We start from the raw sequence: 13162 nt of genomic DNA on the forward strand, positions 1-13162 counted from the left end.
TTCGTTGTAACGTCACAGCCCCCTGACCGGTCCCCCTCGTCCCCCGTACGGCTGACCCGACCATCCGTAAGCACCGGAGGCGTAAGCCGTACGGCCGGACCGCGCCGGGGTTACCCGGCGACCGGCAACAGATCGAGCAGAGAGTCCTGCTCCGGCCGAGCCGCCACCCGTACGCTTCGCCACGGCATCTCTCCCTGTCCGCCGTACGCACGGGCAGCCTCCGCGACCGCGGGGCTGAGGCAGAACGCATCGACCGTACGACAACAGTCGACCAGCCCCGCCTCGGCCAGCAGCCTAACAAAGGATGCTGCGGTACGGGGAGAGAAAAACAACACGCCGTCGAGTGCGGACGTACGCAAAAATGTCGCGGTATCGTCCGAGAGGGTTAGCGCGGGTACGGCATCGTACATCACGCTGCGCCGCAGCGTGAACCCATCCGCCGCCAGCAGGCCGGCAAGGTCGCCCGCCACCTTGCTTCCCGCCACATGCAGGAGTGTCCCGGCAGCCGGATCGCGCAGCGCCCGCACCCGCCCGGCCAGCGCGTACACGTCGCCCGAGGCGCTGTCGACTTGGCCGAAGCCGGCCGCCCGCGCCGCCCGCGCCGTGGCGTCTCCGACGGCTTGCACCGGACGGTCGCGCCGGCTCGTACGTTTGGCGTATGCGCGTACGCCGTTTGCGCTGGTGAACAGGAGTGCTTGTACGTCCGAAAGGTCAGGTTCCGGCCCGTCGAGCCAGACCATCGACAGCATCGGCTCCACCGCCACCGCATGGCCGAGCGCTTCCAGCCGGCGGACCAGCGGCTCGGCATCCTCCGCCGGGCGGGTCACCAGCAGGCGCGTACGGGGGGAGCGGCGAGGCGGTTCGGGCTGCTTTTCCGTCATGCGGAAAACCTGACCGGAGCGGGGGATCAGTGGGGTGCGGCGACGAAGAAATCGGGCGGCAGCTGCGCCCGGATCTCGGCGCCGGCATCGCGCCCCAGCGACTCGGCATCGGCCGACCGGCCGCGGCGTTCGGTCCGGAAGATGATGCTCCCGTCATGCGACAGCACCTTGGCGCGCAGATGCAGCCCGTCGCCGTCCAGCATCGCCAGCGCGGCGATGGGCGTGCGGCAGGAGCCGTCCAGCGCGGCCAGCAGGGCGCGCTCCGCCGTGACGCGGACCATGGTCTCATCGCAGTTCAGCGGAGCCAGCAGGGCGCGGGTGGCGTCGTCGTCGCTGCGGATCTCGATGCCGATGGCGCCCTGGGCCACCGCCGGCAGCATGGTTTCCGGTTCCAGCACCGCGGTGATGCGGTCGGTCAGGCCGAGGCGGCGCAGGCCGGCCAGCGCCAGCAGGGTGGCGTCGACCTCGCCGGCGTCCAGCTTGGACAGGCGGGTCTGCACGTTGCCGCGCAGCGGGAAGATCTTCAGGTCGGGGCGCAGTTCCAGAACCTGGGCCTGGCGGCGCAGTCCGGCGGTGCCGACCACGGCGCCGGCCGGCAGATCGGCAAGGCCGCCGCCGGTGCGCGAGAAGAAGGCGTCGCGCGGATCCTCGCGCGGCAGCAGGGTGGCGATCTCCAGCCCGTCGGGAAGCTGGGTCGGCACGTCCTTCATCGAATGGACGGCAAGGTCGGCGCGGCCGTCGAACAGCGCCTCCTCCAACTCCTTGGTGAACAGGCCCTTGCCGCCCGCCTCCGCCAGGGTGCGGTCGAGGATGCGGTCGCCGGTGGTCTTGAAGACGACGATCTCGATGGCGCCGGGCGCGGCGAGATGCGGATGGGCGGCGATCAGGCGGTCGCGGGTTTCATGGGCCTGCGCCAGCGCCAGCGGGCTGCCGCGCGTCCCGATACGGAGCGGGTGGGTCGTCATAGGGCGTGTTCTAGGGGATCCGCTCAGCTTTGCAAGGATTCGTCTGCCCTCCATACATAAGATTGAGGCGGATCAAATTTGCGGATCGAATGTCGGGCGCGCGGCAGCCCGCAACTCCATCCTGTACCCGGACCGCCAAGGCGGCTAATTTGGCGCCATGATCGTTCTTGGAATCGAAACGAGCTGCGACGAGACGGCCGCAGCCGTCGTTACCGACGCGCGCGAAATCCGCGCCGACGTCGTGCTGTCGCAGCTGGACGACCACACGCCCTATGGCGGCGTCGTCCCGGAAATCGCCGCCCGCGCCCATCTCGAGCATCTGGACGGGCTGATCCGCCGCGCCATGGGTGAGGCCGGGATCGGCTTCGGCGACCTGGATGCGGTGGCGGCCACCGGCGGGCCGGGACTGATCGGCGGCGTCATCGTCGGCGTGATGACCGCCAAGGCCATCGCCGCGGCGCGCGGGCTGCCCTTCGTCGCGGTGAACCATCTGGAAGGCCACGCGCTGACCGCGCGGCTGACCGACAATGTCGCCTTTCCCTACCTGCTGCTGCTGGTCTCGGGCGGCCATTGCCAGTTGCTGGCGGTGGAGGGGGTCGGGCGCTATCGCCGGCTCGGCACCACCATTGACGATGCGGTCGGCGAGGCGTTCGACAAGACCGCCAAGCTGCTGGGGCTGGGCTATCCCGGCGGGCCGCTGGTGGAGAAGGCGGCGGCGCGGGCCACCGATCCGGCGCGCTTCGAGCTGCCGCGGCCGATGCTGGGGCGTCCGGGCTGCGATTTCTCCTTCTCCGGGCTGAAGACCGCGGTGCGGCGTCATGTGGAGGAGTTGGGCGGCATGGCGGGCGGCGTCCTGTCGGATGCGGATCGCGACGACCTCGCCGCGGCCTTCCAGGCGACGGTGGCGGAGGTGCTGGCCGACCGCTGTGCCCGCGCCATCCGCCGCTTCAAGGAGGACCATCCGCAGGGCGGCGCCCTGGTGGTCGCCGGCGGCGTGGCGGCCAACAAGGCGATCCGCAGCCGCCTGTCGATCCTGGCGGAGACGCATCGCATGCCGTTCGTCGCCCCGCCGCTGCGCCTGTGCACCGACAATGCGGCGATGATCGCCTGGGCCGGGATCGAGCGCTTCCGCATGGGCGAGAGCGACCCGCTGAACTTCGCCCCCCGTCCGCGCTGGCCGCTGGACCCGAACGCCGCGCCGGTGATCGGGCGTGCAGGCGTGGGGGCGGGGGTGAAGGCGTGACGAGTGTGCGCATACCCCTCTGTTTCCTATGCGTGAGTGAAGCTCCATGAGTGCCTTGCCCATCTCCTCCCTCAACCGCATCGGCGTCGTCGGTGGCGGCGCCTGGGGTACGGCACTGGCGCTGGCGGCGTTGCGGGCCGGGCGCGAGACGCTGCTTTGGGCGCGCGAGCCGGCGGTGGTGGAGGCGATGAGCATCCGCCGCGAGAACCGCGATTACCTCCCCGGCGTGCCGCTGCCCGATGCGCTGCGGGTCACCGGCGATCTGGCCGATCTCAGCGGCTGCGATGCGGTGCTGCTGGTGTCGCCGGCCCAGCATGCGCGCAGCGTCACCGCGCGGATGGCGCCCATTCTGAAGCCGGGGGCGCCGGTCGTCGTCTGCGCCAAGGGGATCGAACTGGACAGCCATGCGCTGATGAGCGAGGCGGTGGCGGCATCGCTGCCGGCCGGCAATCCGGTGGCGATCCTGTCCGGTCCGACCTTTGCGGCGGAGGTGGCGCGCGGGCTGCCGACGGCGGTGACGCTGGCCTGTGCCGACCAGGACCTGGGCACGGCGCTGGTCGCGGCGCTGGGCAGCCGCACCTTCCGGCCCTACCGCTCGGACGATGTCGTCGGCTCGCAGATCGGCGGGGCGGTGAAGAATGTGCTGGCCATCGCCTGCGGCGTGGTCGAGGGGCGGCGGCTGGGCGACAATGCGCGGGCCGCGCTGATCACCCGCGGTCTGGCGGAGATCACCCGTCTGGCGCTGGCGCTCGGCGGCCGGGCGGAGACGCTGATGGGGCTGTCGGGGCTGGGCGACCTGACGCTGACCTGCTCCAGCCTGCAATCGCGCAACATGTCGCTGGGGGCCGCCCTGGGCGAAGGCAAGGCGCTGGCCGAGATCCTGGCGGTGCGCCGGTCGGTGGCCGAGGGCGTCTATACCGCCGCCGCGGTGGTCGGGCTGGCCGGGAAGGTGGGCGTCGACATGCCGATCTGCGCTGCCGTCGATGCCATCCTGAACCGCGGCGCCGGGCTGGACGAGACCATCGACGGGCTGCTGTCCCGGCCTTTCCGCGGAGAGGGCGTTTAGAGTTTGTCTGATGCTTATTGAAGCACCAGACAAACTCTAAGCTTTTGGTTTTCCGTGTGATTCACGCTTCAAGCGATACCGCTTGAAGCGATCACACTCTAAGGGACGGGCTGATCTGCGGGGGTCATGATCGCGTACTGTACCGCGGAGCACCCGGCCGGTCGGGTGCCGCCAGGGGAGAACGGGGAATGACGGCACGGCGACGGTTCGCGCGTTGGTCCATAATTTGGTCCGCAAGGATGATCGCCCCGGTGACGCTTCTGGCGCTGGCCGTCCTGGGATCGGGCGCGGGATCGGCCTCGGCCGGTGAACTCCGCGCGACCGTCCGCAACGTCAAGCCCAACCAGGGCAAGGTGATGGTCGCGCTGTTCGACAGCGCCGAGGCGCAGAAGGCGAAGGCGCCGCGCGCCGGCTATTTCGCCGCGGCGCTGGGGACCGAGGTGCAGGTGGTCTTCCCCGACCTGCCGGCCGGGCGGTATGGGATGATCGCCTTTCAGGATCTCGACAACAATGGGGAGATGGCCACCGGCCTGTTCGGCATCCCGGCCGAACCGCACGGGTTCAGCCGCTCCGCCCGCGGCAGCTTCGGTCCGCCGGGCTTCGACGATTATGCCGTGGCGGTCGGGGCCTCCGGCGTCGCGACGACGGAGATCCAACTGGTCGAGTGACGGGCCGGCGGTAGCGTCGTTACACCTGCGCCACCAGGAAAAGCCACTTTGTCGGGATCAAGGCGCCGCCGCTGGAATGTTCGGGATAGGCGGTCTCCAGCCGGCAGCGGTAGGCGGCGAGGAAACGGTCGAGTTCGGGTCCGGTCAGCCGGTCCATCACCGGACTCAGCGCCGACTGGTGCAGCCATTGCAGAAGCGGCACGTCGCTGTCGAGCGCATGGAAATACTCGGTTTCCCACAGATCGATCACGGCGCCCTGGGGGGCCAGCCAGTCATAATAGTCCTGGGCGTCGTGGCTGGGACTTTCCGTCCGCTCCACCGCGGGCCAGGCATCGTGCAGCCGGTCCGACCACGGGCCGTCGGCAGCGGTTTCCAGCAGCAGGCGGTGGGCGGTCTGGGCCTGCGGGCGGGGCAGGGCGACGGCCAGGACGCCCCCGGGGCCGAGCGATTGCAGCAGGTCGGGGAACAGCCGTTCGTGCCCGCCCACATGGTGGAGCCCGCCGACGGAGATGACGAGGTCCACCGGCCAGTGCGGGCGCCATTCGCCGAGATCGGCCTGCTGGTAGCGCACGCGCGACGGCGTGTCGGCGGCCCAGCGCAGCATCGCCGGGGAGTGGTCGACCGCCAGTACGTTGGCCTGGGGCCAGCGCGCCGCCAGCAGCCGGGACAGCTGTCCGGCTCCGCAGCAGAGATCGACGATGCTGTGCGGTGTCGGGGAGAAGGGAAGCGCCGCCGTCAGGTCCATGACGGGACGGCGGCGCAGGACATCGATGGTCGCGAAGGCGTTGGGGTCCGCCGTTGTTGCCCATGTCATAGAGCATGTCATGTGGCACCCGCTTCGTTGGGCGCCTGCCCCACCCGGGTGGTTCACCCGGCCTTCATGTTACCGGCCGCTTGGCGCGAGGGTCAGTGGGCGGAGCCCAGACGGTCGAAATAGCGGCCGATCGACGCGAAGATGAAGAGCACGCAGCCGAGGAAAACGATCAGGCCGCCGGCCGCGAAGGCTTCGTCCGCCGCGCGCGAGGAGGCGAGCAGCCCGACGAAGGCCATGATGCCGGCGATGATGGGGTTGATCCAGAAGGAGAAGGCTTTCACGTCGCGGAGTCCTTTCAGAACAAGGCGTTGGCGGTGGGGAAGCGCCCGCCTCCCGCCCCGCCGGGCTGCTCGCGAACGCTTCGGCTTTGAAGGAATTCTGCGGGACGAACCCGGCAGAATCAATGCGACACAAACGACTTGTGCGCTGCAACGGCTACAGCACCGGTGTCCGCATTGCATTGCGGTATGTCAAGGGCGAAGGCCGTTCCGGCGGCGTCGCTTTCCACCAGCCGCAACTCACCGCCATGGGCGCGCAGCAGCTCCCGCGCGATGGCGAGGCCAAGGCCGACGCCGCCGGCCCGCGCCGAGCCGGCGAAGGGCTGGAACAGGTTCTCCCGCGCCCGGGGTGCCAGTCCGGGGCCGTTGTCGGCGACGGTCAGGGTCAGACGGTCGGCTTGCCCGGCCTGGATGGAGAGGCGCACCCGGTCGGCGCCGGCCTGCACCGCGTTGCGGCCGAGATTGACGAGCGCACGGCCAAGCTGGGCGGCATCGACCTGCGCCAGCGTGCCGGTGGGGATGTCGTTGACCCAGTCCGCTTCCACCCGGCCGCCGTCGGGCCGGGCGGTGGCGAGAACCTCGGCGCCGACCTCTTCCACCAGCCGGCGCAGGTCCGTAGGCGCGGGAGAGGGCGGCAGGACGCCGTCGCGGGTGAAGGACAGGGTCTGGCTGCACAGCTCCACCGCCCGGTCCAGCGAGGCGACCAGCCGCGGCGTCACCCGCCGCACCTCCGGATCGGCGCTCTCGGTCAGCCGCTCGGACAGGAGGGAGGCGGTGGACAGGATGCCGCGCAGGTCGTGATTGATCTTCGCCACCGCGGTGCCCAGCGTGGCGAGCCGCTCGCGCTGGCGCAGGGCGGCGCGCACCGTGCCCTGCATGGCGGCCAGCTCGCGCTCCGCCACGCCGATCTCGTCGCCGCGGGTGCCGGGCACCAGCGGCGGGGCGCCGTCGGGGTCGCGGCGGAAGGCGACCACCCCGGCGGTCAGCCGCCGCATCGGCCGCACCAGCAGGGCATGCAGCGTGACATAGACCAGGATCGCCGCGATCAGCGAGATGGCGACCGACACCGCCAGGATGCGGCGGGAGAAGTCGAGCATCGCATCGATCAGCGGCCGCTCGTCCATCGTCACCTCGACGCGCTGGGCCGGGTCGTTGGGCGACCGGTCGATCACCCGGATCACCCGGTTGCGCTGCGGCCCGATGCCGTTCGCCAGGGCGCCTTCCAGGGCGAGCCACAGGGCGTTGCCGGCATCGACGAACTGCATGCCCATGCCAGTGCCGCGCAGGTCGTACACCGCATCGGCCTGCGGCGGCATCGGGCGCGACAGCATGTAGACGCGGGCGCCCGGCTGGATCAGGTCGATGACGTGGGTGCCGGTGTAGGCCAGCAGCTTCGCCTGCAATTCCTTCGTCACCATCAGGTCGGGAGCGGCCTCCACCGACAGCGCGGCGATGTGGGCGGCGGCCAGCCGCTCCTCCAGGTAGCTCATCCGGAAGCGCGCGATGGAGGGGGCGTAGATCAGCACCTCCGCCAGCAGCACGAACAGGATGGTGAGCAGCAGAAGCTTGGCCGACAGGCTGGTCGCGACGGTGGGGCGGGGCATGGTGGCTCGCAATGTGCCGGATGTGCCGGCGGGCAGGACGCGTGACCTTACGCGCCGGACAGTCATCTACTACACTAAGCGGCCTTCAACGGCTCGGATGTCGGAAGGCGGCGGGAGCGGAGGACATGCGATGCGGGGCTTTCTGAAATACGAAGCGGTGGTCGCCATGGAGCGCAATGCGGCGCTGACCGCGGTCGCCGACGCGCTGGGGGCTGCCGGCGGCTGGATCGTCGACCACATGCTGTTTTCCGACGTCATGGCGACCGTCCGTTTCGCGTTGCCGGGCGACCGGACCGGACTGTTCGAGACCGCGCTGGCCGATGCCGGCCTGACGGTCGAACCCGCGATGGGCGAACCGGCGGCGGGGACTGCCGGTGCGGAGGAGGTGAACGGGGCGATCACCCTGACCTTCGCCCGCGGAACCGGCGATCTGCGCCGGGACGTTCCCGCTTTTTCCTGACGCCGTCATTCCTGCGGGCGCAAACTTGTCCTCTGGCGTTACCGCTTTGGCATTGGTAAGACAGGCGCCATGAGCGACCTTGCCCGTCACATCGACACCCTGTCGCGCGCCAACGTGCTGTGCATTGGCGACGTGATGCTTGACCGTTTCGTCTATGGTTCGGTGGACCGGGTGTCGCCGGAGGCGCCGATTCCCGTCCTGCGCGTGGACCGCGAAGTGCCCAAGCTGGGGGGCGCCGGCAATGTCGCCGCCAATCTGGTGGCGCTGGAGGCGGACTGCCGCTTCGTCTCGGTGGTCGGGCGCGACGGCGTCGGCACCGATCTGCTGGCCCTGTTGCGGCGCGAGGGCGTCAGCGACGGCGCCATCGTGATGGAGGACGGGCGCCAGACAACGGTGAAGACCCGCTTCATCGCCGGCCAGCAGCAGCTTCTGCGCACCGACATCGAGACGGTGGTGCCGATCACCGTGACCGGCCGCGTGCTGGAGCGGGTGCGCGACCTGCTGCCCGAGGTGGGCGGCGTCATCCTGTCCGATTACGGCAAGGGCGTGCTGACCGACGAGCTGGTGGTGGCGGTGATCGCCGCCGCGCGGCAGGCCGGGCGCACCGTGGTGGTCGATCCGAAGGGGCGCGATTACCGCCGCTATCGCGGGGCCGACATCGTCACGCCGAACCGCAAGGAGCTGATGGATGCCACCGGCCTGCCGGCGCGCACCGACGAGGAGGTGATCGCCGCCGCCCGCCATCTGATCGCCACCTGCGGCATCGGCGCCGTCGTCGCCACCCGCAGCGAGCAGGGCATGTCGGTGGTGACCGCCGAGGATGCGGTGCATCTGCCGGCCGAGGCGCGCGAGGTGTTCGACGTGTCCGGCGCCGGCGACACCGTGGTGGCGACGCTGACCGCCGCGCTGTCGGTGGGGATCGATCTGGTCGATTCGGCGCGGCTTGCCAATCTGGCAGCCGGCATCGTGGTGGGCAAGGTCGGCACGGCGGTGGTCCGCTCGGCCGAACTGCTGTCCGGCCTGCACGAGCAGCAGTGGCGCCACGGCGAGGAAAAGGTGCTGACCCGCGACGCCGCGGCGGAACGGGCGGAGCGCTGGCGGCTGCGCGGCAAGCGGGTCGGCTTCACCAACGGCTGCTTCGATTTGCTGCATCCCGGCCATATCTCGCTGCTGAAGCAGGCCCGCGCCGCCTGCGACGTGCTGGTGGTCGGGCTGAACAGCGATGCGTCGGTGAAGCGGTTGAAGGGCGAAAGCCGGCCGGTCCAGAACGAGACGGCGCGCGCCACGGTGCTGGCCTCGCTGGGCTGCGTCGATCTGGTGGTGATCTTCGGCGAGGACACGCCGGAGACGCTGATCCACGCCCTGCGCCCTGACGTGCTGGTCAAGGGGGCCGACTACACCATCGCGACGGTGGTGGGGGCGGATTTCGTCCAGAGCTATGGCGGAAAAGTGGTGCTGGCCGAGCTGGTCCAGGGACAGAGCACGACCAACACGATCAAGCGCATGAAGGGGTGACGCAACTCGGCGCGCATGGCGGACCAGCGTCGTTTGTCGCTTGTAACCGTCCGATGCATACCCTATCTGTGGGTAGTCGACGTTGCTCTGGGCTTTGTTATTCTGATCCGTCACACGGATTTGGGTCTCTTCCCCGAAGTGAAATTGATGCATCTGCGCAAACTCGCGCGGGTGCAACGCCAGGAAGGGAACTGACCCATGGCTATCGGTACCGTCAAGTTTTTCAATTCGACCAAGGGCTTTGGCTTCATTCAGCCGGAAGACGGCACGCCCGACGTGTTCGTCCACATCTCCGCTGTCGAGCGCGCTGGCATCAGCAACCTCGGCGAAGGCCAGAAGCTGTCCTTCGACGCGATCCGCGATCCGCGCCGCGGCAAGGTTGCGGCTGAGAACCTGCGCGCGCTCTGAGCGCAGCAGGTTCGTAGAGAAAGGGCGGCTTCGGCCGCCTTTTTTTGTACCGGAATTCGGGAGCGCCGCAGCCGGGACCGCTTGTCCCTGGCGCCGCATCGCCATTTTTGGCGGCTTGTGCCCGGTACGGGATTTGTTCGATGGCCTGCCTTGTGGGCAAGGCCGACCTCACGAAATGGATGGATATGAACGGTTTTAAGAATGCAGGGCTTTCCGAGCGTCTGGCCACCGCGGCCGGCGCGAAAAAGGCACTGTTGGAAAAGTTCAAGGCGCAGCCCGGTGTGAACGATCCGGTCTTTGCCGAGCGCGAAGAGGCCCGGCGGGCCATCCGCGTCGCCCGCGAGGCCCGCGAGGCTGAACGCAATGCCGCCCGCGATGCCCGCAAGGCCGCCGAACAGGAAGCGTTGAAGGCCGAACAGGCCGAGCAGGCCGCCCGCGAGGCGCTGGCGGTTCAGGAGCTTGCCGAGCATGCCAAGCGCCAGGTGGCGACCGCAGCGGAGGCGAAAGCCGCCCGCGACGCCCGCTACGCTGCCCGCAAGGCCAGGAACCGCTGAGGCGGATCGCGGGACGTCGGCAACCGATAGGGCCCGCGGCACCGATTGCCCAATACGGCAATGGCCTCCCATGCGTTCGATCCGAACCGCATGGGAGGCCATTGCTTTTTGGGGTCGGCTCCGGGGGGCGTTGTCCGAGGCCGCGACAGCTTCGGGATTACATCTTCTTCTGGACGTTGTCGGCGCCACGCTCGATGGCGCGGCCGCCGGCCTGCACGTCCTGGCCGGCGCCCTCGACGGTGTTGCAGGCGGCCAGCGTGGTGCCCAGCAGGGTGCCCAGGACGGCGAGCAGGGCGAACTTCTTGATGGTGGTCATGGCGGTGGTCTCCGTTGCGGTGGCGCTGTGATGCCGATTTGAACGCAAGCGGGGCCGTAAAGGTTTCCGGAATCGGAAGGAGAGGAGCCTTGCGCAAAAGGGGTGCCCTTCGCTTCCATGCCGGAATGGACTAGATTGGCACTGTTCCGGAACGCCATCGTCCGGATCGGAGACGTCCGGATCGGAGACCGCCATGCCGCTCGTCCGCCGCTTCACCCCGCTGACGACCGTCGAGGAATTCTTGGCAATGGAGTTCCGGGACGACGCCCGGTATGAACTTGTCGATGGCGGGATCGTCGCTCAGGGCCATCCCAGCCGGGCGCACAGCACCCTGCAGATCGCCTTGGGCGCCGCTTTGCGCGATGCGTTGCGGGAGAAAGGCAAGAGGGATGGAAGCCGTTGCCGCGCCCTGTCGGAAGCCAGCGTCCGTCCGCATTTCGACCCGACGCACAATTACCGGGTCGCCGACCTTGCCGTGACCTGCGAGCCCTTCGACCCGGACATCCCCTACACCACCGCTCCGGTGCTGCTGGTGGAGATCCTGTCGCCGACGGAGGAGAAGGCGCAGCGCGCCAAGCTGCATGCCTATGCCGCCATGCCGTCGGTGCGCGAGATCCTGTTCCTCGACTCCCGGACCATACGGGCGGAACTGCACCGCCGCGATTCGGACAATCTCTGGCCCGCCGCACCCGAGGTGCTGGAGGAGGAGGGGAGGCTGGTGCTGGAGACCGCCGGCCTCGACATGCCGCTGGCGGAGCTTTACCGCGACCTCGGGTTCTGACCGCCGTCCATTGGGCACCCCTGCCTCCAGAGACGAAGTGTCCCGTTGCCACGGGGCGTGAGCGCGGGCATAAATCGCCCCGCGGATGATCCCGCGCGCCCTCCCCGCTGGATGGGACGGCTTTTGGCAACGAGCAAGAATGGCGAAAGGAAAGCCTCTCATGGCTGAAAGCACTTTTGACGTCGTTGTGATCGGCGGCGGCCCCGGCGGGTATGTCTGCGCGATCCGCGCGGCGCAGCTCGGCTTCAAGGTCGCCTGCGTCGAGAAGCGGGGGACGCTGGGCGGCACCTGCCTGAACGTCGGCTGCATCCCGTCCAAGGCTCTGCTGGCGGCGTCGGAGAAGTTCGAGGAAGCGGCCCACGGCCTCGCCAAGTTCGGCATCAAGGTCGGCGGCGTCGAACTCGACCTGCCGGGCATGCAGGCCCACAAGGACAAGGTCGTCAAGGACAACGTCACCGGCATCGAGTTCCTGTTCAAGAAGAACAAGATCGCCTGGCTGAAGGGTGCCGGCAAGATCACCGCCGCGAACACCGTCGAGGTCGAGGGCGTCGGCGCCATCACCGCGTCGAAGGCGATCGTCATCGCCACCGGGTCGGACGTGACCCCGCTGCCGGGCATCGCCATCGACGAGAAGCGCGTGGTGTCCTCCACCGGCGCCCTGTCCCTGCCGGAGGTGCCGAAGCATCTGGTCGTCATCGGCGGCGGCGTGATCGGGCTGGAGTTGGGTTCGGTCTGGGGCCGCCTGGGCGCCAAGGTGACGGTGGTCGAATATCTCGACCGCGTGCTGCCGACCATGGACAACGAGCTGTCCAAGCAGGCCCAGCGCATCTTCGCCAAGCAGGGCATGGACTTCAAGCTGAGCACCAAGGTGACCGGCGCGTCGGTGACCGGGACCGGCGTGAGCCTGACGGTCGAGCCCGCCGCCGGCGGTGCCGCGCAGACCATCGAGGCCGACACCGTCCTGGTCGCCATCGGCCGCCGCCCCTACACCGAAGGCCTCGGCCTGGAAGCGGTGGGCGTCGAGCTGGAGCGCGGCCGCGTCAAGATCGACGGCCATTTCCAGACCAACGTGCCGGGCATCTACGCCATCGGCGACGTGGTCGAAGGCCCGATGCTGGCCCACAAGGCCGAGGAAGAGGGCGTGGCGCTGGCCGAGCAGCTGGCCGGCCAGAAGAGCCACGTCAACCACGACCTCGTCCCCGGCGTCGTCTACACCTGGCCGGAAGTCGCCGCCGTCGGCAAGACCGAGGAGCAGCTGAAGGCCGCGGGCGTCGCCTACAAGGCCGGCAAGTTCCCGTTCACCGCCAACGGCCGCGCCCGTGCCGGCGGCAACACCGACGGCTTCGTGAAGATCCTGTCGGATGCCGCCACCGATCAGGTGCTGGGCGTCCACATGATCGGCCCGAACGTGTCGGAGATGATCGGCGAGCTGGTGCTGGCCATGGAGTTCAGCGCGTCCGCCGAAGACGTCGCCCGCACCTGCCATGCCCACCCGACTTTGTCGGAAGCGGTCAAGGAAGCGGCGCTGGCTGTGGACGGTCGTCCGCTGCACATCTGATCCTCGGCACATCCGAACCACGGTCCGCAAGGCCCACAACGACGAAAGGCT

The 13162-nt window shown here is 69.2% G+C and carries 15 protein-coding genes; 9 read left to right on the forward strand and 6 right to left on the reverse strand.

The features are described from left to right. Positions 1-110: 110 nt before the first annotated feature. Positions 111-881, reverse strand: a complete 771-nt coding sequence (locus CRT60_RS23745; RefSeq protein ID WP_098739041.1) for a uroporphyrinogen-III synthase — start codon at positions 879-881, stop codon at positions 111-113. Between the two features lie 26 nt (positions 882-907). Next, the gene (hemC, locus tag CRT60_RS23750) at positions 908-1846 is read right to left on the reverse strand and encodes a hydroxymethylbilane synthase (RefSeq protein WP_098739042.1); all 939 of its coding nucleotides are present in this window, start codon (positions 1844-1846) and stop codon (positions 908-910) included. Positions 1847-2003: 157 nt separating this feature from the next. On the opposite strand from hemC, the gene tsaD reads away from it, so the two are divergent. The 3 genes from tsaD to CRT60_RS23765 all read left to right on the forward strand — a co-directional run bounded on the left by tsaD (position 2004) and on the right by CRT60_RS23765 (position 4823). Continuing rightward, positions 2004-3089 carry a tRNA (adenosine(37)-N6)-threonylcarbamoyltransferase complex transferase subunit TsaD gene (gene tsaD, locus CRT60_RS23755; protein WP_098739043.1) on the forward strand — a complete coding sequence of 362 codons (1086 nt, stop codon included), beginning with the start codon at positions 2004-2006 and terminating at the stop codon, positions 3087-3089. A 46-nt stretch (positions 3090-3135) separates the two neighbouring features. Then, a complete protein-coding gene (locus CRT60_RS23760; RefSeq protein ID WP_098739044.1) occupies positions 3136-4155 on the forward strand; it encodes an NAD(P)H-dependent glycerol-3-phosphate dehydrogenase in 1020 nt (339 codons plus the stop codon). 251 nt (positions 4156-4406) lie between these two features. After that, entirely contained in the window at positions 4407-4823 is a 417-nt protein-coding gene (locus CRT60_RS23765; protein ID WP_161958120.1) for a DUF2141 domain-containing protein, read from the forward strand. Between the two features lie 19 nt (positions 4824-4842). Here CRT60_RS23765 and CRT60_RS23770 read toward each other — a convergent pair whose 3' ends face one another. From CRT60_RS23770 to CRT60_RS23780, 3 genes are all read right to left on the reverse strand, one after another. Then, complete coding sequence (locus CRT60_RS23770; protein WP_098739046.1) at positions 4843-5637, reverse strand: methyltransferase domain-containing protein; 795 nt, start codon at positions 5635-5637, stop codon at positions 4843-4845. Between the two features lie 92 nt (positions 5638-5729). Then, on the reverse strand, positions 5730-5918 hold the full coding sequence (locus CRT60_RS23775) for a hypothetical protein (RefSeq protein ID WP_098739047.1): 189 nt from the start codon (positions 5916-5918) through the stop codon (positions 5730-5732). Positions 5919-6037: 119 nt separating this feature from the next. Next, positions 6038-7519 carry a sensor histidine kinase gene (locus CRT60_RS23780; RefSeq protein ID WP_098739048.1) on the reverse strand — a complete coding sequence of 494 codons (1482 nt, stop codon included), beginning with the start codon at positions 7517-7519 and terminating at the stop codon, positions 6038-6040. 130 nt (positions 7520-7649) lie between these two features. Between CRT60_RS23780 and CRT60_RS23785 the strand changes: the two genes are divergently transcribed. The 4 genes from CRT60_RS23785 to CRT60_RS23800 all read left to right on the forward strand — a co-directional run bounded on the left by CRT60_RS23785 (position 7650) and on the right by CRT60_RS23800 (position 10456). Continuing rightward, positions 7650-7979 carry a hypothetical protein gene (locus CRT60_RS23785; protein ID WP_098739049.1) on the forward strand — a complete coding sequence of 110 codons (330 nt, stop codon included), beginning with the start codon at positions 7650-7652 and terminating at the stop codon, positions 7977-7979. 69 nt (positions 7980-8048) lie between these two features. After that, positions 8049-9494, forward strand: a complete 1446-nt coding sequence (gene rfaE1, locus CRT60_RS23790) for a D-glycero-beta-D-manno-heptose-7-phosphate kinase (protein ID WP_098739050.1) — start codon at positions 8049-8051, stop codon at positions 9492-9494. Positions 9495-9692: 198 nt separating this feature from the next. Then, the gene (locus CRT60_RS23795) at positions 9693-9902 is read left to right on the forward strand and encodes a cold-shock protein (protein ID WP_098739051.1); all 210 of its coding nucleotides are present in this window, start codon (positions 9693-9695) and stop codon (positions 9900-9902) included. A 152-nt stretch (positions 9903-10054) separates the two neighbouring features. Beyond that, entirely contained in the window at positions 10055-10456 is a 402-nt protein-coding gene (locus tag CRT60_RS23800; RefSeq protein WP_244592719.1) for a DUF6481 family protein, read from the forward strand. A gap of 157 nt (positions 10457-10613) precedes the next feature. Here CRT60_RS23800 and CRT60_RS23805 read toward each other — a convergent pair whose 3' ends face one another. After that, complete coding sequence (locus CRT60_RS23805; RefSeq protein ID WP_042692070.1) at positions 10614-10772, reverse strand: entericidin A/B family lipoprotein; 159 nt, start codon at positions 10770-10772, stop codon at positions 10614-10616. Positions 10773-10965: 193 nt separating this feature from the next. On the opposite strand from CRT60_RS23805, the gene CRT60_RS23810 reads away from it, so the two are divergent. Both CRT60_RS23810 and lpdA read left to right on the forward strand, forming a co-directional pair. Further along, a complete protein-coding gene (locus tag CRT60_RS23810; RefSeq protein ID WP_098739052.1) occupies positions 10966-11553 on the forward strand; it encodes a Uma2 family endonuclease in 588 nt (195 codons plus the stop codon). A 160-nt stretch (positions 11554-11713) separates the two neighbouring features. After that, positions 11714-13111, forward strand: coding sequence for a dihydrolipoyl dehydrogenase (lpdA, locus tag CRT60_RS23815; protein ID WP_098739053.1), 1398 nt, complete (start codon positions 11714-11716; stop codon positions 13109-13111). Positions 13112-13162 lie beyond the last annotated feature (51 nt).

This window comes from Azospirillum palustre (assembly GCF_002573965.1).
GTDB classification, from domain to species: Bacteria; Pseudomonadota; Alphaproteobacteria; order Azospirillales; family Azospirillaceae; genus Azospirillum; species Azospirillum palustre.